The sequence below is a fragment of the Ruegeria sp. YKSF131 genome (genome assembly GCF_059612645.1).
The window spans coordinates 33026-51812 of sequence record NZ_JBXWQZ010000007.1; the positions used below are offsets into that span (position 1 = coordinate 33026).

At 59.4% G+C, this 18787-nt stretch carries 18 protein-coding genes; 10 read left to right on the top strand and 8 right to left on the bottom strand.

Annotation, left to right across the window (positions count from 1 at the left end; translation table 11 throughout):
* Positions 1-42: 42 nt before the first annotated feature.
* The gene (locus tag AC2FLZ_RS04370; protein ID WP_496881872.1) at positions 43-831 is read right to left on the bottom strand and encodes a 23S rRNA (adenine(2030)-N(6))-methyltransferase RlmJ; all 789 of its coding nucleotides are present in this window, start codon (positions 829-831) and stop codon (positions 43-45) included.
* A gap of 155 nt (positions 832-986) precedes the next feature.
* Between AC2FLZ_RS04370 and AC2FLZ_RS04375 the strand changes: the two genes are divergently transcribed.
* Genes AC2FLZ_RS04375 through AC2FLZ_RS04400 form a run of 6 tightly spaced genes read left to right on the top strand, consistent with a single transcriptional unit; the run spans position 987 to position 7553 of the window.
* Positions 987-2033 carry a rod shape-determining protein gene (locus AC2FLZ_RS04375; protein ID WP_480475196.1) on the top strand — a complete coding sequence of 349 codons (1047 nt, stop codon included), beginning with the start codon at positions 987-989 and terminating at the stop codon, positions 2031-2033.
* 58 nt (positions 2034-2091) lie between these two features.
* Complete coding sequence (gene mreC, locus AC2FLZ_RS04380) at positions 2092-2994, top strand: rod shape-determining protein MreC (protein ID WP_480554186.1); 903 nt, start codon at positions 2092-2094, stop codon at positions 2992-2994.
* Complete coding sequence (locus AC2FLZ_RS04385) at positions 2987-3523, top strand: rod shape-determining protein MreD (RefSeq protein ID WP_496881873.1); 537 nt, start codon at positions 2987-2989, stop codon at positions 3521-3523. The genes mreC and AC2FLZ_RS04385 overlap by 8 nt, the downstream gene beginning before the upstream one ends.
* On the top strand, positions 3520-5469 hold the full coding sequence (mrdA, locus tag AC2FLZ_RS04390) for a penicillin-binding protein 2 (RefSeq protein ID WP_480475190.1): 1950 nt from the start codon (positions 3520-3522) through the stop codon (positions 5467-5469). The genes AC2FLZ_RS04385 and mrdA overlap by 4 nt, the downstream gene beginning before the upstream one ends.
* Positions 5466-6605, top strand: coding sequence for a rod shape-determining protein RodA (gene rodA, locus AC2FLZ_RS04395; protein ID WP_480475188.1), 1140 nt, complete (start codon positions 5466-5468; stop codon positions 6603-6605). Before mrdA ends, rodA begins: the two co-directional genes overlap by 4 nt.
* A 15-nt stretch (positions 6606-6620) precedes the next feature.
* Positions 6621-7553 carry a 2-hydroxyacid dehydrogenase gene (locus tag AC2FLZ_RS04400; RefSeq protein WP_480554188.1) on the top strand — a complete coding sequence of 311 codons (933 nt, stop codon included), beginning with the start codon at positions 6621-6623 and terminating at the stop codon, positions 7551-7553.
* Between the two features lie 2 nt (positions 7554-7555).
* On the opposite strand, the gene AC2FLZ_RS04405 is transcribed toward AC2FLZ_RS04400, so the two are convergent.
* The 6 genes from AC2FLZ_RS04405 to AC2FLZ_RS04430 form a co-directional block, all read right to left on the bottom strand.
* Positions 7556-9571, bottom strand: coding sequence for a M3 family metallopeptidase (locus tag AC2FLZ_RS04405; RefSeq protein ID WP_480554189.1), 2016 nt, complete (start codon positions 9569-9571; stop codon positions 7556-7558).
* 75 nt (positions 9572-9646) lie between these two features.
* Complete coding sequence (locus AC2FLZ_RS04410) at positions 9647-10696, bottom strand: HesA/MoeB/ThiF family protein (RefSeq protein ID WP_496714926.1); 1050 nt, start codon at positions 10694-10696, stop codon at positions 9647-9649.
* A complete protein-coding gene (gene dut, locus AC2FLZ_RS04415) occupies positions 10696-11151 on the bottom strand; it encodes a dUTP diphosphatase (RefSeq protein ID WP_496714924.1) in 456 nt (151 codons plus the stop codon). Before dut ends, AC2FLZ_RS04410 begins: the two co-directional genes overlap by 1 nt.
* Positions 11152-11166: 15 nt before the next feature.
* Complete coding sequence (gene coaBC, locus AC2FLZ_RS04420) at positions 11167-12363, bottom strand: bifunctional phosphopantothenoylcysteine decarboxylase/phosphopantothenate--cysteine ligase CoaBC (RefSeq protein ID WP_496714922.1); 1197 nt, start codon at positions 12361-12363, stop codon at positions 11167-11169.
* Between the two features lie 63 nt (positions 12364-12426).
* Positions 12427-13251 (bottom strand): ChaN family lipoprotein, encoded by an 825-nt coding sequence (locus tag AC2FLZ_RS04425; RefSeq protein WP_480518503.1) that lies wholly within the window; start codon positions 13249-13251, stop codon positions 12427-12429.
* Positions 13248-14126 (bottom strand): RNA polymerase factor sigma-32, encoded by an 879-nt coding sequence (locus tag AC2FLZ_RS04430; RefSeq protein ID WP_480475174.1) that lies wholly within the window; start codon positions 14124-14126, stop codon positions 13248-13250. Before AC2FLZ_RS04430 ends, AC2FLZ_RS04425 begins: the two co-directional genes overlap by 4 nt.
* Positions 14127-14226: 100 nt before the next feature.
* Here AC2FLZ_RS04430 and cobU point away from each other — a divergent pair, with 100 nt between their 5' ends.
* Genes cobU through AC2FLZ_RS04450 form a run of 4 tightly spaced genes read left to right on the top strand, consistent with a single transcriptional unit; the run spans position 14227 to position 17827 of the window.
* Positions 14227-14748, top strand: a complete 522-nt coding sequence (gene cobU / locus AC2FLZ_RS04435) for a bifunctional adenosylcobinamide kinase/adenosylcobinamide-phosphate guanylyltransferase (protein ID WP_496714920.1) — start codon at positions 14227-14229, stop codon at positions 14746-14748.
* Positions 14745-15323, top strand: a complete 579-nt coding sequence (locus tag AC2FLZ_RS04440) for a histidine phosphatase family protein (protein WP_496714919.1) — start codon at positions 14745-14747, stop codon at positions 15321-15323. Before cobU ends, AC2FLZ_RS04440 begins: the two co-directional genes overlap by 4 nt.
* A gap of 58 nt (positions 15324-15381) precedes the next feature.
* Positions 15382-16266, top strand: a complete 885-nt coding sequence (locus AC2FLZ_RS04445) for a glutathione S-transferase (protein WP_496714918.1) — start codon at positions 15382-15384, stop codon at positions 16264-16266.
* A gap of 46 nt (positions 16267-16312) precedes the next feature.
* Entirely contained in the window at positions 16313-17827 is a 1515-nt protein-coding gene (locus AC2FLZ_RS04450; RefSeq protein WP_480494275.1) for a YifB family Mg chelatase-like AAA ATPase, read from the top strand.
* Here AC2FLZ_RS04450 and gshB read toward each other — a convergent pair.
* Complete coding sequence (gene gshB / locus AC2FLZ_RS04455; protein WP_496881874.1) at positions 17824-18756, bottom strand: glutathione synthase; 933 nt, start codon at positions 18754-18756, stop codon at positions 17824-17826. The two genes, AC2FLZ_RS04450 and gshB, sit on opposite strands and share 4 nt — an antisense overlap.
* Positions 18757-18787: the final 31 nt, after the last annotated feature.

An 18787-nucleotide genomic window follows, 5' to 3' on the forward strand; every position in this document is an offset into this window, starting at 1 on the left:
GTATCGGCGAGGTGGCGTGCGCCTTCAACATGTCGTCTGGTGTCAGCCGAGACCGGAAAAAAGCGCATCCAGTTTTTGCGTTTCTTCGGCAAACCCGAATGGCGCATTCACAATGAACATCCCGGACCCCACCATCCGATGCCCTTCGCGCGCGGCGGGAAAGCGGACCTCATGACGCACAGATTTCGGCATATTCTGAGCCTTCAAAGCGGCGACCATCCCGAAGTGCCTCTCATCCGTCAGGATCGGGTACCAAAGGGCAATCACGCCCACATTCCACTTGCGGTGCAGCTTGGCGATAATGCCGGGCATGCGGTCGTAATCGGTTTTCACCTCGTAACTGGGGTCAATCAGCATCATGCCCCGGCGCGGAGTCGGAGGCAGCAAAGACTGCGCCAGATCGAACCCATCCTGCTGATAGACCTTCGCCCCAAACGGCGACATCGCCAACGACAGGGCCGCAAATTCCTGTGGGTGCAGTTCCGCGAGGTGCAAACTGTCCTGTTCCCGCAACATAGTCGCAGCAATCATCGGCGATCCCGGATAGGCCGCGTCGCCGTACCGGGCCTGTACCTGCTTCAGGACCTGCTCCATCGGGTGGTCGGGCCCGAACCACCCTTCCCGCTGTGCGCGACCGATCCCTGCCGCTGCCTCTCCTGTCCGAATGGATTCGTCTGCATCCAACCGGTACAACCCGCGCCCGGAATGCGTCTCGATATAGCTGAGCGGCTTGTCTTTGCGTGTCAGATAATCCAGCACCCACGCCAGTAATGCGTGCTTTTGGACATCCGCCAGATTCCCGGCGTGGTAAATGTGTTGATAAGAGAGCATTTTGCCTTCTAAAGTCCCATTCAATAAGGCGGAAAGGCGCTGATTGTCGCGGAATCAGCCCTTTTACCGGGCGTGATGGCACCCTATAAGTCATCCGTCCCGGAACCGTCGAGTCGCGGGCAGTAGAAAACCGACATTACAGGATCAGGGAAAACATGGGGATCTTTGGCAATCTGGGCGGCCTGTTCACAGCGGACATGGCTATCGACCTTGGAACAGCAAACACGCTGGTTTACGTCAAGGGGCGCGGTGTCATCCTGTCTGAACCTTCGGTTGTGGCCTATCACGTCAAGGACGGTGTGAAGAAAGTTCTGGCCGTTGGCGAAGATGCAAAGCTGATGCTGGGTCGGACGCCCGGTTCGATCGAGGCCATCCGTCCGATGCGCGAAGGTGTGATCGCCGATTTTGATACTGCCGAAGAAATGATCAAGCACTTCATCCGCAAGGTGCACAAGCGCTCGACTTTCTCGAAACCCAAGATCATCGTCTGCGTTCCCCATGGCGCAACCCCGGTCGAAAAGCGCGCAATTCGTCAGTCGGTCCTGTCAGCAGGTGCCCGTCGCGCGGGCCTGATTGCCGAACCGATTGCGGCCGCGATCGGGGCCGGCATGCCGATCACCGACCCGACCGGCAACATGGTTGTCGATATTGGCGGGGGCACCACCGAGGTTGCGGTTCTGTCGTTGGGCGACATTGTCTATGCCCGTTCGGTCCGTGTTGGTGGTGACCGGATGGACGAGGCCATCATTTCCTACCTGCGTCGCCAACAGAACCTTCTGGTGGGTGAATCCACGGCTGAGCGCATCAAGACAACCATCGGCACCGCCCGCATGCCCGACGACGGGCGCGGTCAGTCGATGCATATCCGGGGGCGTGACCTGTTGAACGGCGTGCCCAAGGAAATCGAGATCAGCCAGGCCCAGATAGCCGAAGCGTTGTCAGAGCCCGTGCAACAGATCTGCGAGGCGGTTATGACCGCACTTGAGACAACGCCCCCCGATCTGGCTGCTGACATTGTCGACCGTGGTGTGATGCTGACCGGTGGCGGCGCGCTGCTGGGCGATCTGGACCTGGCCCTGCGCGAACAGACAGGCCTGGCGGTATCCATTGCGGACGAAAGCCTGAATTGTGTGGCTTTGGGCACCGGCAAGGCACTGGAATATGAAAAACAGCTGCGCCACGCGATTGACTACGAAAGCTAAGGCGCGCACCCTCGGAAGATAGGGTTATATCGGCGCGAGCAGCACGGGAAGGTAACCTGTGGCAAAAGACCGATCACAGCGCGATGAGTACACGACCCCCCTGCGACGCTTGTTGCTGGGGATCGTTGTGCTGTGCCTGCTTGGTATCTTCCTTTTGTGGCGGATCGACAGCCCGCGCGTAGAACGGTTCCGCGCGCGAATCGTGGATACGGTTGTACCATCAATGGAATGGGCCATGGTCCCGGTGACTGCCGCCGTCAATCTGGTACGTGACTTCCAAAGCTATCAGCGCCTGAGCGAGCAAAACAGGGAACTGCGTAGCGAACTGCGCCTAATGCGCGCCTGGAAAGAGGCTGCTTTGCAGCTCGAACAGGAAAACGCGCGACTGCTGGATTTGAACAATGTCCGCCTTGACCCTCGTCTGACCTACATCACCGGCGTTGTCATGGCCGATAGCGGGTCGCCATTCCGGCAATCCGTTCTGCTGAATGTCGGAGAGCGTGACGGGATCGTAGATGGATGGGCCACGATGGACGGCATTGGCCTGGTGGGCCGGATATCAGGTGTTGGCCCTGACACGGCACGCGTGATCCTTATGACGGACGCGACCAGCGCCATTCCCGCAACCATTCAACCTTCTGGGCAGACCGCTCTGATCAAAGGCGACAACAACCCCGCGCCCGCGGTGGAGTTTCTTGAGAACCGCGAGTTGGTTCGCCCCGGTGACCGGGTGATCACTTCGGGTGATGGCGGCGTGTTTCCTGCGGGCCTGCTGATCGGTCAAATCGCGGCAGACCCAGGGGGGCGCCTGCGGGTCCGACTGTCGGCAGATTTCGAAAGGCTCGAGTTTCTCAGGGTTCTGCGGTTTCACTCGGCTCCGCCCATTCAGGATCCGGGTAGTATCGTAGGCCCCACCCGCCCAGAGGTGGCATTGACCCCGGATGAGGTCAGCGATGGATAGACCGACTTCGCAAATCTGGGCCATGCGCAGCCTTTATGCCTTGCTGGCTTTTGCTGTGCTGTTTCTGCACCTGTTGCCATTGGACGCTCAACCCGATCGTTGGCCTTTTCCCGACGTCCTGATTGCCCTGACTTTTGCCTGGGTGTTGCGGCGGCCCGATTACGTCCCGACTGTTTTGGTCGCGCTTGTCATGCTGATGGCCGACTTTCTGCTGCAACGTCCACCGGGTCTATTGGCAGCGCTGACCGTAGTCGGGTCGACCTATCTGCGGTCAGCGGCTTTGGGTATGAGGGATGCGGGATTTGCCGGGGAGTGGATGTCTGTCGGCATTGTGATCACGGCGGTCATCTTGATGAACAGGTTAGTACTATCGGTGATGTCCGTGCAGCAGGCTGCACTGGGGCCAGTCGTGGTTCAGCTTGTGCTGACGGTCGCTGTCTACCCGTTGGTCGTGTTGCTTAGCCAAAGCGCGTTGGGAGTCCGCCGCATATCCGCTGCTGATGTCAGCGCTGTGGGAAGCCGGGCATGAAACAGCGCAAACCCAAATCCCAGGGCCTTGCCTATAAGCGACTGCCACGCAGAGCGCTGTTGCTGGGTGGTCTACAGGCGGTGTTCATAGGCAGTCTGGCGGCACGAATGCGGTTCATGCAGGTAGAACAGGCCGACGAATATCGCTTATTGGCCGAAGAAAACCGCATCAACATCCGGCTTATCCCACCGACCCGTGGGCGTATCTATGACCGGAACGGTCAGATCATCGGCCAGAACTCACCTTCCTATCGCATCGTCATTGTGCGTGAGGATGCCGATGACGTGGAAAAAGTCATCGCCAAACTGTCGGAACTGATCCCTCTGAACGAAGATGAGATCGAGCGCGCCAGGACTGAAATGCGCCGCTCGGCCCCGTTTCTGCCGGTGACGCTGGCGGATCAGGTTACGTGGGAGGATATCTCGAAGGTTGCGGTCAATGCTCCGGCGCTGCCGGGCGTAACGCCCGAGGTCGGCCTGACGCGGCAATACCCACGATACGAGGATTTCGCCCATATCGTCGGCTATGTCGGCCCGGTCAGCGACTATGACCTCAGCAAAATCGAAGACCCTGAGCCGGTATTGCGCATCCCAAGATTCCAGATTGGAAAGGTCGGCCTTGAGGCAAAGCAGGAAATCGAACTGCGCGGCAAAGCCGGTGCAAAGCGGGTCGAGGTCAACGCGACGGGGCGTGTCATGCGCGAGCTTGACCGGCAGGAAGGACAACCCGGGGCAGATCTGCAACTGTCCATCGACGCTGAACTGCAACAATATGCACAGGCGCGACTGGCGGGCGAAAGTGCGGCCGCAGTTGTCATAGACTGCGAAACCGGCGACCTGCGCGCGGTCGCCTCGGCACCCAGTTTTGATCCGAACCTGTTTGTTCGCGGCATTTCGGTCGCCGATTACCGGGCACTGACAGAAGACAAGTATCGTCCGCTGGCGAATAAGTCCGTGCAAGGCACATATCCTCCGGGATCGACCTTCAAGATGGTCACCGCGCTGGCCGCGTTGGAAGCTGGCGTAGTCTCCCCCGGCAACACCGTGTACTGCCCCGGGCACCTGAAGGTCGGCAGTCGTCGCTTCCATTGCTGGAAACGTGGTGGGCACGGGACGGTCGACCTCAACCTCTCGCTGAAACGCAGCTGCGATGTCTATTACTATGACGTGGCTCTGCGGGTTGGCATCGACAAGATCTCTGACATGGCCCGCACTTTGGGACTGGGGGTCAAGCATGATATCCCGATGTCTGCAGTGGCAGATGGGCTGGCCCCCAATCAGGAATGGAAGCAGCGCGCGTATGGTCAGGAGTGGCTTGTGGGCGATACGGCAAACGCGTCCATCGGTCAGGGCTTCATGCTGGCTTCGCCGCTGCAACTGGCTGTGATGACCGCCCGCATCGCCACCGGTCGTGCAGTCACGCCGCGCCTGGTGCGCTCGATCGACGGTGTTGAACAACCCTCGGGCGCCGGAGAACCACTGGGCCTCAATTCCTACAATCTGGAACAGGTCCGCAAGGCCATGTTCTCGGTCTCGAATGACAGGCGGGGCACGGCATATCGAAGCCGCATCATCGCGGATGAGTTCCGGATGGCAGGGAAAACCGGAACCAGCCAGGTTCGAAACATAACCAAGGCCGAACGGGCGGCAGGCGTGATCCGCAACGAGGACCTGCCGTGGGAACGCCGCGACCACGCACTGTTCGTTTGCTTTGCACCGTTTGATAACCCGAAATACGCCGTAGCCGTGGTTGTTGAGCATGGCGGCGGCGGGTCCACGGCCGCAGCCCCGATTGCACGCGACATCATGCTGCAAGCTCTTTATGACGGCACTCCGCCGCTTGAAGCCTACCCCGTCGCCGACCGCGAACACATCAAAGAACAGCAAAAACGGCTGGAGGGTGAAAAACGCCCCAAGGCGCGACCGGATGGAAAGGACCGTGCATGAGCTATCTTGAATATGCCGTCAAATCCACGCCGTCGGGGTTTCGCAAATTCCTGTATATGAACTGGCCGCTGACGTTGCTGTTGATCAGCACCGCCAGCGCGGGCTTTCTGATGTTGTATTCCGTTGCGGGCGGTTCGTGGACGCCCTGGGCCGAGCCGCAGATGGAACGTTTCGGGCTTGGTCTGGCAGTGATGTTCATCATCGCACTGGTTCCGATCTGGTTCTGGCGCAACATGTCGGTGCTGGCCTATCTCGGCTCGGTGGCTTTGCTGGTATTTGTTGAACTGTTCGGCACCATCGGAATGGGTGCGCAGCGCTGGATCGACCTTGGGTTCATGCGCCTGCAACCCTCGGAGGTCATGAAAGTCACGCTGGTCATGTTGCTTGCGGCCTATTACGACTGGCTTCCCTCGCATAAAACATCCCGCCCGCTTTGGGTTCTTATCCCGGTTGTCCTGATCATCCTGCCTACATTGCTGGTTCTGAAACAGCCCGATCTCGGCACATCTATCCTGCTTCTGGCCGCAGGAGGTGGGTTGATGTTTCTGGCAGGGGTTCACTGGGCCTATTTTGCCGCCGTTATTGCTGCTGTCGTGGGTCTGATCGCCACTGTTTTCAACAGCCGTGGGACCGACTGGCAATTGCTGAAGGACTATCAGTTTCGGCGCATCGACACCTTTCTGGACCCGTCCACCGATCCCCTGGGGGCCGGTTACCACATAACCCAATCCAAGATTGCCTTGGGTTCCGGGGGCTGGAACGGGCGTGGGTTCATGCAGGGCACGCAGTCCCGCCTGAACTTCCTGCCCGAAAAGCACACCGATTTCATTTTCACGACGTTGGCCGAAGAGTTCGGATTTGTCGGGGGAACGACCCTGTTGACCCTTTATGCCTTGATTCTGGTTTTCTGCATGGTCACGGCACTGGCAACCAAGGACCGGTTTTCATCTCTGGTCACGCTGGGTATCGCGCTGAACTTCTTCCTGTTTTTTGCCGTCAACATGTCGATGGTGATGGGCATGGCTCCTGTCGTGGGTGTACCATTGCCGATGGTCAGCTATGGTGGCTCGGCCATGCTGGTTCTAATGGCAGCCTTTGGCATCGTCCAAAGCGCCCATATTCACCGCCCCCGTTGATCTGAAAGGTCTCTGATGTCTGTGAACGTCCTGTTTTCCGCGCGCCCTGCCCTATGGCCGGTGTATGAGCCGCTGCTGACACAATATCTTGATGAGGCGGGTCTGGACGTTCAGCTTGGAACCGAGTTCGAACCGGATCAGGTCGACTACGTTGTTTACGCCCCAAACGGAGGGGTACAGGATTTCAGACCTTTCACGCGCCTGAAAGCGGTGCTGAGCCTTTGGGCCGGGGTCGAAAAAATCGTGGGTAACGAAACACTGACCGTTCCGCTGGCGCGGATGGTGGATCACGGTCTGACGCAGGGTATGATCGAGTGGGTGGTTGGCCACGTGCTGCGCTACCATCTGGGGATGGACCGGCACATCATGGTACAGGACGGTGTCTGGACCCCAGACGTCCCACCGCTGGCGCAAGAGCGCAACGTTTGTATTCTGGGGCTTGGTGCATTGGGCGAAGCCGTGGCCCGCGCGCTGACAGCGCTTGAGTTTCGGGTCTCAGGCTGGAGCCGTACAGCCAGGGACATTCCCGGTGTAACATGCCTGCATGGTGCCGAAGGGTTGCGCCAGGCGCTTTCTCACGCAGAAATTGTAGTACTGTTGCTGCCCGATACTACTGCCACTGAAAATGCGCTGAATGCGGAAACGCTGGCCCTGCTGCCCAAAGGTGCGCGGATCATCAACCCGGGACGCGGGCCGCTGATTGATGATGATGCGCTGTTGAATGCCCTGAACTCGGGTCAGGTGGGCCACGCAACGCTGGATGTGTTTCGTGTCGAGCCCTTGCCCGCCGACCACCCCTATTGGGCGCATCCGAATGTCACCGTGACCCCTCACATAGCGTCCGAGACACGCCCTGTCACTGCCGCACAGGTCATTTGCGAAAACATCCGGCGTGGCGAAGCCGGTGAGCCCTTTGTGCACCTGGTCGACCGCACGCTGGGCTACTGACGTCACGCCGCAATCAAACCGCGGCCTTTTAGCAGGGCATCCACGCCCGGCAATCGCCCCCGGAACGCAAGATACAGGTCCTCTGCCTCGCGCGAACCGCCGGTGGACAAGATACTATCTTCCAGCGCTTTGGCCCGTTCGGGATCGAAGGCGCCACCTGCTTCTTCGAAGGCGGCAAAGGCGTCAGCATCCATCACCTCGGACCACATATAACTGTAATAGCCCGAGCTATAGCCATCGCCTGCGAATACATGCGCAAAGTGGGGCGTGGCATGGCGCATTCCAATGGCTTGCGGCATCCCCAACCCGGCTAGAACCTCGGCCTGTTTTGCCATCGGGTCTGCTGGGGCGTCGCCATCGTGGAAGGCCAGATCAACAAGGGCCGAGGCGACATATTCCACCGTCTGGAACCCCTGGTCGAAATTGGCAGCATTCAGCACTTTTTCAAGCATCTCTTGCGGCATCGGCTCGCCCGTTTCGGCATGGGTGGCAAACTCGGCCAGAACTTCGGGCACTTCCAGCCAGTGTTCATAAAGCTGGCTGGGCAGTTCGACAAAATCGCGCGCAACCGAGGTACCCGAGATGCTTTCGTAGGTCACATTGGACAGCATCTGGTGCAAGGCGTGGCCAAATTCGTGGAACAGGGTGCGTGCATCGTCATAAGACAGCAGTGCCGGATCACCCTTGGCGAAGTTGCAGACATTGATGACAATCGGTGCCTGTTCATTCGGGAATCTGGCCTGTGCCCGCATCGCGCTGCACCAGGCACCTGATCGCTTTGACCCCCGTGCAAAGTAGTCACCGATGAACACGGCGACGTGCCGACCGTTGCGTGTAACCTCCCACGCGCGGCAATCAGGGTGATAAAGCGGCACGTTCAAAGGCTTGAATTCCAGCCCGAACAGGCGATTTGCGCAAGCAAACGATGCCTCGATCATTCGGTCAAGTTGTAGGTAGGGTTTCAGTTCCGCCTCATCCAGATCATGTTCCGCCTTACGCCGCTTTTCAGCATAATAGCGCCAGTCCCATGCTTCCAGCGGGCCGTTGACGCCGTCGTCCTGCATCATCCGGGTCAGGATTTCTGCGTCCGCATCGGCGCGGGCCCTGGCAGGTTCCCACACCTGCATCAACAGCTTACGCACCCGGTCCGGCGTGCGCGCCATCTCGGTTTCCAGCTTGTAATCGGCGAAACTGTCATAACCCAACAGCTTGGCGCGTTCCTCACGCAAACCCAGAATCTCAGCCGCGATCTCGCGATTGTCGGTCTCGCCGCCATTCGCCCCGCGGGCAGCCCAGGCGCGATATGCTTTTTCGCGCAGGTCCCGACGAGGTGAAAACTGAAGAAACGGCACGATCAGCGACCGGGACAGAGTAACAACCGGCCCCCCCGCGCCCTTTTCCACACCAGCAGCGCGCGCCGCATTCACAACGAAATCCGGCAGGCCCTGCAGATCTTGTTCGGTCAGGTCCATGAACCAATCCCGCTCATCCGCCAGCAGGTTCTGGGTAAAGGATGTCCCCAACGAGGCGAGGCGCGACTTGATTTCTTGCATACGAGCGTCTTCCTCCCCGTCCAACGCCGCACCTGCACGAACAAAACCTCGATGGGTCAGCATCAGAACGCGTGCCTGTTCCTCGGTCAGGTTCAGGTCATCGCGCCGTGCCCAAAGGTCGGCAACGCGTTCAAACAGCGCCTTGTTCGAGGAAATTCCCGAGAAATGCGCCGAAAGCTTGGGTGAAAACGCGCGCTGCAACTCTTCCCGCTTTGGGTTGCTGTCTGCGCCTGCAACGGTGAAGAAGACCGACAGAACCTTGTCCAGCTGCTCGCCCGCAGCCTCGAGGGCTTCGACTGTGTTGGCGAAAGTAGGGGCCTCTGCATTTGCTGCAATCGCATCGATCTGGGCGTTATGCGCGGTCATCGCCTGATCCAGAGCCGGGGCAAAATCATCATCCGAAATATCGGCGAAAGGGGCTATTTCGAATGGGGTGGTCCAGTTGGACAGGATCGGGTTGGTCATGCGGATCTCCTTTGACCCTATAGCTAGTTCGCCATGGCCGGGTGTTCCAGAACCCCCAGCCCACGTTAAGAAAGGTTAATCGCTTGCGGTACCGCAGATGGGGCAATCAGCACGGCGGGTCAGTGTGATCTTGCGGCTTTCACCATATAGGGCGTCGTAGATCAGCATCTCACCCCGCAGCGCCATGCCAGCGCCCGTGATCACCTTTATCGCCTCAACCGCCATCATCGATCCGACGACGCCCGGCAACGGGCCAATCACACCGGCCTCGGAGCAGGACGGGGCCAGACCGGGGGCCGGGGCTTCGGGAAAGATACACTGATAGCACGGGCTGCCATTGGCTGGGTCAAACACGCTGAGCTGCCCTTCCCACTGCGACAAGGCCCCCGAAATCAGAGGCTTGCCCAGCGCGGCGGCAGTCCGGTTGGCCAGATAGCGGGTCTCAAAATTATCCGTACCGTCAAGGATCAGATCGAAGTCGGCAAAAAGATCTGCCGCGATATCATCGCTCAATCTGCGATGAAAGGGCAGAACCACCACATTCGGGTTCTGCGCCTCCATCGCTTGCTGGGCGGAAAAGACCTTGGGCATATCGATATCTGCATCGCGGTGGATCACCTGCCGCTGAAGGTTCGCATTCTCGACTATGTCGTCGTCAATGACCCCGATTGTACCCACACCTGCGGCCGCCAGGTATTGCAGCGCCGGGGCGCCCAAACCTCCCGCACCGATCACCAGAACACGGGCTTGTTTCAACTTTTTCTGACCCGGCCCGCCCAATTCGCGCAGCACGATGTGGCGGGCATACCGGTTCAGCTCGGTTTCAGTGAAACGGTCAGAGGGCAAGGTAGATTCCGGTTTGGAGGCCTTTACTGCACGGTTGCGAAGGGCCTTCAGCACACGGCCATATAGCAAAACGATGGCCGCGAAACCTGCAAGGATCAGCCACAGTGCCGCGGACCCACCGGTTGCTTCGCGCAGGGGATGCCCATCCGGAAAGATCAGATGAGACAGGATCACCCCGACCAACAACACACTCACCGACACCACACGCGCGGTTTTTGACGCGCCCGCGATATAGCCGACGCCCCATAGCCCAGCTGCCAGAACAAGAACCAGCAGCATCAGCCGCGCCCGGTCGAGCCGAAACCACCAGCCCCGCGATCTGTTTCACCCAATGCCTCAGCCAGTTCGAATGCCGCCTGCACAACAGGGGCAACTACCAGCTGCGCGATACGATCGCCATGAGCAATCTCGAACCGTTCCTGGCCGGAATTCATCACGATCACCCCCAAAGGTCCGCGATAGTCACTGTCAATAGTGCCCGGCGTATTGGGCAGCGTGATCCCGTGTTTCAGTGCAAGGCCCGAGCGGGGTCGAACTTGAACCTCGTATCCCTGCGGGATTTCAATGCGCAGACCGGTCGGCACAAGCGCCCGCTGTCCGGGCTCCAGCATAATCGAAACCCCCTCGGGCAAGTTGGCACGCACGTCCGCGCCAGCAGCACCCGCAGTTTCGTAAGACGGAAGCGCCACGGCGGGGTCTGCCCCGTCTTCGCGGATCACTCGAATTGCAACCATGGTTTTGCCTTTCCTTCAGCCCGCCAACGCGTCTGCGATCCTGCTTGCCAACCGCCGCGCAACCTCGGCCTTGCCCATACGCGGCCATTCTTCGGCTCCGCTGTCCGAGATCAGGATAACTGCATTCTCGGACCCGCCCATGATCCCGGTGGCAGGGCTGACATCGTTGGCAACAATCCAGTCACAGCCTTTGCGCAGTCGCTTGGCGGTGGCATGTTCGATCACGTCATCGGTCTCGGCTGCAAAGCCGACAACCAAAGGTGGGCGCCCATTTTCCATCCGCGAGACGCGTCTGAGAATGTCGGGGTTCTCGGCAAATTCCAGAACCGGCAGACCGTCGCGGCTTTTCTTCAGTTTCTTGTCCGACGCACTGGCCACACGCCAATCTGCCACCGCCGCCGCAAACACGCCCGCGTCGACGGGCAGCGCCGCATCAACCGCGTCCGACATCTGTTGCGCGGTCTCGACCGGCACGACCTGCACACCCGCCGGTGGCGGTACGTCAGCAGGGCCCGTGACAAAGATCACCTCGGCCCCCAAATCCGCAAGCGCCTGTGCCACGGCCGATCCCTGCGCCCCGGAAGAGCGGTTCGCGATATACCGAACCGGATCAATCGGCTCATGCGTCGGGCCCGATGTTACCAGCACGCGCTTTCCTACCAAGGGTCCTGCCGCAAGCTGCGCCTCAACCGCCGCGACGATTTCCAGCGGTTCTGACATGCGTCCGGGGCCATATTCACCGCAGGCCATATCACCTTCATTTGGGCCAACAAAGCGCACGCCATCCGCTTGAAGCTGCTTCAGGTTGCGTCGCGTCGCCGGGTGTTCCCACATGCGTACATTCATCGCGGGCGCACACAGAACAGGCGTGTCCGTCGCCATCAGAAGGGTCGATGCCAGATCATTTGCCAACCCCCCGGCCATCTTGCCCATCAGGTCCGCGGTTGCTGGGGCCACAACAATCAGATCGGCAGAGCGTGACAGCTGGATATGGCCCATCTCGGCCTCGGCGGTCAGATTGAACAGATCGCCATAGACCTTTTCTGAGGCAAGAGCAGACACGGACAGAGGTGTTACAAATTCCTCTGCCGCACGCGTCAGCACAGGCGTCACGGCCGCGCCACGCTCACGCAGCTTGCGGATCAGATCCAGCGATTTGTAGGCCGCTATGCCGCCGCCAATGATCAGCAGAATGCGTTTGGATGACAGCATGTTCAGCCCTTCCTGTCCCGGTCGGCCCCGACATTAGGCAAGGCCAGCAGGTTGTTCCAGCGATTAATTCTGAACCTGAAACGCCACACAGGGGTCTTCACGCTCTACTGTGGGGCTATCGATTACGAGATCAAAGTCGCCATCGATAATATCGTCCTCAGACTGTCCGACCGAGACCACCTTCCATCCGGGTTGTAGCCGTTCAAGATATGTCGGGATACCTCGGTCTTTGCGCGCATGTCCGTTCCCAGTGATCACGGCAACCGGGCCACCCGTTTCTTCCATCGCGCGCATCACGGCGCGAGCCAGCACAGCATCGCGCAGTCGCTGGATCGCAACCATCTGGGGTAACATCTCTGGCGGGAGAGCATCGCAATGCGCGGCCAGTTGATCCGCCTCGCGCGCCTCCTGCTCCTCAGGCGTCAGCGGTACAGTCAAACCATAACGCGCCGCATCTGCACCCAACGCGGTGGCTGCTCCGCGTTCCATCGCGGCCCGCGCGGCAGCACGCGGCACCATGGCCCCGTAAACCGGCGCGCCTGAGGCCTTGAACACCGGATAATACAGCCTAAGAGGTGGCCAACCGCTTTCTGCCCATTGCAGAATGCGGCTCAACTCTTCAGGGTTGGACACCGCTTTTTGCGCCAGCCGTTGCGCGCCTTCTTCGGTAACCATCTCCCAGACAACAGCCGAGGGTGAGATTTTCATAATCGCTTCAGCTTGAATAAGGTGGTGGCGGGGATTGTCGTGAACCTCTCCCAGAATGACCACATCCGCATCCCGCATCGCGAGAGCCACATCATCAGAAATAAGATTTTCCGCCAGTCCAGGTCGCGCTGCTGTAACCGTAAGGCCCAGAACACAGGCAAGAATCGCAAGCTGTTTCATGCGATGAAGTGTTGCACCTCGCTCGACTGGGCTTCAAGGTTCTTGCGCATTTTTGCGAACGCCGCAGCCTCAAGCTGTCGCACGCGTTCCTTGGACAGACCCAACTCGACGCCGAGACTTTCCAGTGTCCGCGCAGGCTCGCGCAGTTTGCGTTCGCGCACAATGAACCGCTCGCGGTCATTCAGTGCGTTCATCGCGATCAGCAACCACTGGCGCAATTGTTTGGTATCGTGGGTGTGTTCAACTGCTTCGGCGGCCTGTTCACGTTCATCTTCCAGCGCATCGATCCATTCACGCCCGTCTTCGTCGGCGGATTGCACCGCGTTCAGAGAAAAATCTGACCCTGACAGCCGACCTTCCATCAGTTCAACGTCGCGCAGAGGAACCCCGATTTCCGTGGCAATCATCTGATGCAGCTGGTGGCGATCCAATTCAAGACCTTCGGTCGCGGCCTCGCGTTCAAGGCGGGCCTGAACCCGACGCATGTTGAAAAACAGCGATTTCTGCGCCGAGGTGGACCCCGTTCGCACCATGGACCAGTTCCGCATCACATAGTCCTGAATGCTCGCCTTGATCCACCACACCGCATAAGTCGAAAACCGCACGCCGCGATCAGGGTCGAACTTGTCTGCGGCCTTCATCAATCCCAGACCGGCCTCTTGGATAAGGTCATTCATCGGCGCGCCATAGCGTTTGAACTTGGCCGCCATCGAAATTGCCAGCCGCATATACGCTGTGATCAGGCGGTGCAGTGCCTGTTCGTCACGCTGGTCACGCCATGCATAGGCCAGCTTCAGTTCCGTTTCCGCATCCAGCAACTCGGCCTTCATCGCTTGCCGGGACATCGAAAAATCTGTCGCGTTGTCCAGTGCCATAAACCTCTCCCCTGTTTTGCAGGCGTTGGCCGGGCTTGCCATGCCGACCTATGACCGATACGCAAAACAGCACCAATTGGATCATCTTTAGGTAAGTACTGTGACGTCAGATTTAACCTTAATTCTGGGTGGAGCTGCTTCGGGCAAGTCGGCATTTGCCGAGAACCTCGTTGTTTCTACTGGGAAAAATAGAGTTTACCTAGCGACATCACAAGTGTTTGATGACGAGATGCGGCAGAAGGTTGATCGCCATCTGGTACAGCGGGGCGGCGGTTGGACCACGATTGAAGAGCCTCTTGACCTGGGACCGGTGCTGTCCAGCCTATCCTCGGATCAGGTGTGTCTGGTAGATTGCGCCACCATATGGCTCAGCAATCATTTGCTGGCCGAAACCGATCTGGGGGCAGTCCAAACTGACCTGCTAAAGGCCCTGCGCGCATGTACAGCGCAGGTAGTGATCGTGTCGAACGAGGTCGGGCACGGTATTGTTCCCGATAACCCGCTTGCCCGTCGCTTTCGCGAAGCGCAGGGTCGGCTGAACATCGCACTTGCGGCACAAGCTGATCTGGTGGTGCAAGTGGCTGCCGGGTTGCCGTTGGTCCTGAAAGGGCAGCTGCCGTGACGCGACTGCATCTTGTTCGCCATGGGCCTACGCATGCGAAGACGATGGTTGGCTGGTCCGATCTGCCTGCTGATCTAAGCGATACAGCAGCGCTGAAGCGCCTGCACGATCATTTGCCACCCGATGCACTTGTGATTTCGTCCGACCTGTCGCGTGCAATTGACACTGCTTCGGCCATTCAGGGCCAGCGTCACCGTCTGCCACATCACCCGAACCTGCGGGAAATCCATTTCGGTCAGTGGGAGCTTCGCGGGTTTGCCGATATTGAAGCCGAAGACCCCGAGCTGGCTCTTGCCTACTGGGACAACCCCGGTGATGTCCGCCCACCGCAAGGTGAAAGCTGGAATGAGGTCCGCGACCGGGTCGATTCCGCGATCGACGCGCTTATGTCCGCGCATACGGGCCGCGATCTGGTGATCGTCGCGCATTTCGGCGTAATCCTAACGCAAGTACAACGCGCCCTTGGTCTGGACGGGCAGCGGACCTTTGCGCATCGGATCGACAACCTTTCCGTTACGGATATTGCTGTCAACGGCGGGGTGTGGACTGTCGGATCGATCAATCACCTTCCGTGAACAGGTCCAACACAAATCACTGATTTACCGGTCCGCAAAGCTGAGGCATCGTCCGCGCATGACATATGACCTTTATATCGGCGATCGCCTCTTCTCCAGCTGGTCAATGCGCGGCTGGTTGATGCTTGAGAAATTCAACCTGCCCTATCGCAGCCACATGATCGGCCTCTATTCCGGCACCATGGCGCAAGACATGGAACCGCTGGCCCCTGCCCGCCTTGTCCCTGCCCTGCGCATGCCGGATGGAACGGTTGTGGGGGAAAGCCTGGCGATGGCCGAAACCCTGGCCGAACGCCACCCCGATGCCGGGTTGTGGCCTTCGGATGCCGCAGCCCGGGCAACAGCCCGCTGGCTATGCGCCGAAATGGTAGCCGGTTTCAGCGCCCTGCGTGGAGAATGCGCCATGCAGCTGCGCAACGTGTGGCAAGGCTTTACGCCGTCTGAGGCGACTTTGTCAGACCTGGAGAGGATTGAAACACTCTGGGCACATGCGCGGAGCGTGTCAGGGGCAGACCAAGGCCCGTTATTTGGTGCCTATTCACTGGCAGACGTCTTCTACACACCCGTTGCTGCGCGGATTATAGGATATGGGCTGCCGGTGTCAGAGGCGAACCGGGCTTATTGCATGGAATTGCTCTCTGATCCCATAGTCAGACAGTGGCGCGCCATGGGATTGACCGTTGTGTACGACACCTTCCCATACGCGCAGGGTTTACCGTCCAGCCCCTGGCCGGTCGGGGGTGTATCTGCTGCGAAGCCGGTTTCAGGTGGTCCGTCAATCAACGCCGCCTGCCCGTATTCCGGCAAGCCTGTCACCGATTTCCTGGAGCTAGACGGACAATGTTGGGGGTTCTGCAACCCATTCTGCCGGAACAAAACCGTGGCCGATCCCGAAGCATGGCCCAAATTCGCGGCCATGCGCGCAGCCGTTAACGACTCTTAAACCAGAACCGTGGCAGCAACGTCCTGTTAACCAAAACAGGACTGCCATGGTCGCCCGCGCCCACACCGTTGCTTTTCAAGGCGTTGATGCCCGCCCGGTCGAGGTGCAATGCGCAGTCTCACCCGGACTGCCAGCCTTTTCCATCGTGGGCCTGCCCGACAAAGCCGTGTCCGAGGCGCGTGACCGCGTCCGCAGCGCGCTGAACGCGATGGCCATTGCGCTGCCGTCCAAGCGGATCACCATCAACCTGTCCCCCGCCGACCTTCCTAAAGAAGGCAGCCATTTCGACCTGCCCATCGCGGTCGCGCTTTTGTCCGCGCTCGACATCATCCCTGCCGATGCCGCGGAAAGCACCGTTGCATTGGGGGAGTTGTCACTCGACGGTTCTCTGGTGCCCGTTGTTGGTGCTTTGCCCGCCGCGATGACGGCCGCGTCAGAAGACCGCACATTGCTTTGTCCGCGCGCCTCCAGCGCCGAGGCGGCCTGGGTCGATGCCACTCAGGTGATCGGTGCCGGATCGCTTGGAGAGGTCGTGCGCCATTTCTCAGGCCAATCCCCTTTGCCAGCGGCACAACCCGGCGAAGTGAACCTGACACCGTCCAACCGCGACCTGCGCGATGTGAAAGGGCAGGAGCGCGCCAAACGCGCCCTGGAAATCGCCGCCGCCGGACGTCACCATCTGATCATGATCGGCACGCCGGGATCGGGCAAATCCATGCTGGCGGCGCGGCTTCCCGGAATTCTACCGCCGCTTACAGCCGTGGAAGCCCTGGAAACGTCGATGATCCAATCGCTATGCGGGTTGCTGGATGAAGGCGGAATAAACCGCACACGCCCGTTCCGCGAACCGCACCACACGGCCTCGATGGCGGCCATAGTTGGTGGTGGGAAAGGGGCCAAACCGGGCGAAATCTCATTGGCCCACAATGGTGTGTTGTTCATGGATGAATTCCCTGAGTTTCCACGGCCGGTTCTGGAAACCCTGCGCCAACCCATTGAAACCGGCGAAGTCATGGTGGCGCGCGCGAACGCCCATGTGAAGTACCCTTGTCGTTTCATGCTGGTGGCCGCCGCCAACCCTTGCAAATGCGGCTATCTGACCGACCCGTCCCGTGCCTGTTCGCGGGCACCGGGATGTGGCGAAGATTACCTGAACCGAATCTCGGGCCCTTTGATGGACAGATTCGATCTGCGGATCGAAGTTCCGCCCGTGGGCTTTATTGACCTTGATCTGCCCCCTTCGGGCGACAGTTCGTCGACGGTTGCAGCACGTGTCGAAAGGGCGCGTGCCATACAGGCAGACCGGTTCCGTGACACGCCGGAGTTACGACAAAACGCTGACGCAGAAGGCAAAATACTGGAAGAGATCGCCACGCCCGATGCCGAAGGAAAAGAACTGCTGTTGAAAGCTGCGGATCGGTTCGGCCTGTCAGCCCGGGCCTTCCATAGAATCCTGAGGGTGGCGCGCACCATCGCCGATCTGGACGGCGCGACCGATATCCGCCGCCCACACGTGGCCGAGGCACTGAGTTTTCGCATCTCTGCCCGGGTTATGGCCTAAAGCCTGGCCTCGATGGCCTGCCAGATCTTTTCCGCAATATTTACGCCATCAAACCGTTCCAGCTCTTGAATGCCAGTCGGTGAAGTCACGTTAATCTCGGTCAGATAGTCGCCAATAACGTCAATTCCGACAAAGACCTGACCCTTTTCCTTCAGCAGAGGCCCAATCGCCGCGCAGATCTCAAGATCGCGTTCGGACAAGCCGATCTTTTCCGGACGTCCGCCAACATGCATGTTCGACCGCGTTTCGCCTTCGGCTGGTACACGGTTAATCGCGCCGACCGCTTCGCCATCCACCAGGATCACCCGTTTGTCGCCATTGCTGACATCCGGCAGGAATTTCTGCACGATCAAAGGTTCGCGCGAGAATCCGGTGAACAGCTCATGCAAGGAAGTCAGGTTGCGGTCATTGGCATCAAGCCGGAACACACCCGCGCCGCCGTTCCCGTAAAGCGGTTTGAGGATGATATCGCCGTGCTTTTCCTTGAACGCCTTGATCGTCTGCAAGTCGCGCGCAATCGTTGTTGGCGGGGTCAGTTCGGGGAAATCCAGCACCAGCAGCTTTTCCGGGTAATTGCGCACCCAGAACGGATCGTTGACGACAAGCGTCTGCCCCTTGAGACGATCCAGCAAATGCGTGGACGTGATGTAATGCATGTCAAAAGGCGGGTCCTGACGCAGCCAGACGACATCGAAATCGGCCAGATCCACCTCACGTTCGGGGCCCAGAACCGCAGGATCTCCGGCAATCCTTTGCACGGTCATGTCGTGACCTCGCGCGGTGATGCGACCTTGCTGATAGGCCAAGTGATCCGGACCGTAGAAAAACAATGAATGCCCGCGCGCCTGTGCCTCTTCCGCCAGACGGAATGAGCTGTCGGCGTTGATATCCACGGCCCCGATCGGGTCCATTTGAAAGGCGATTTTCATGGCATGTCCCTCAGTTTCCCGCCAGATACAT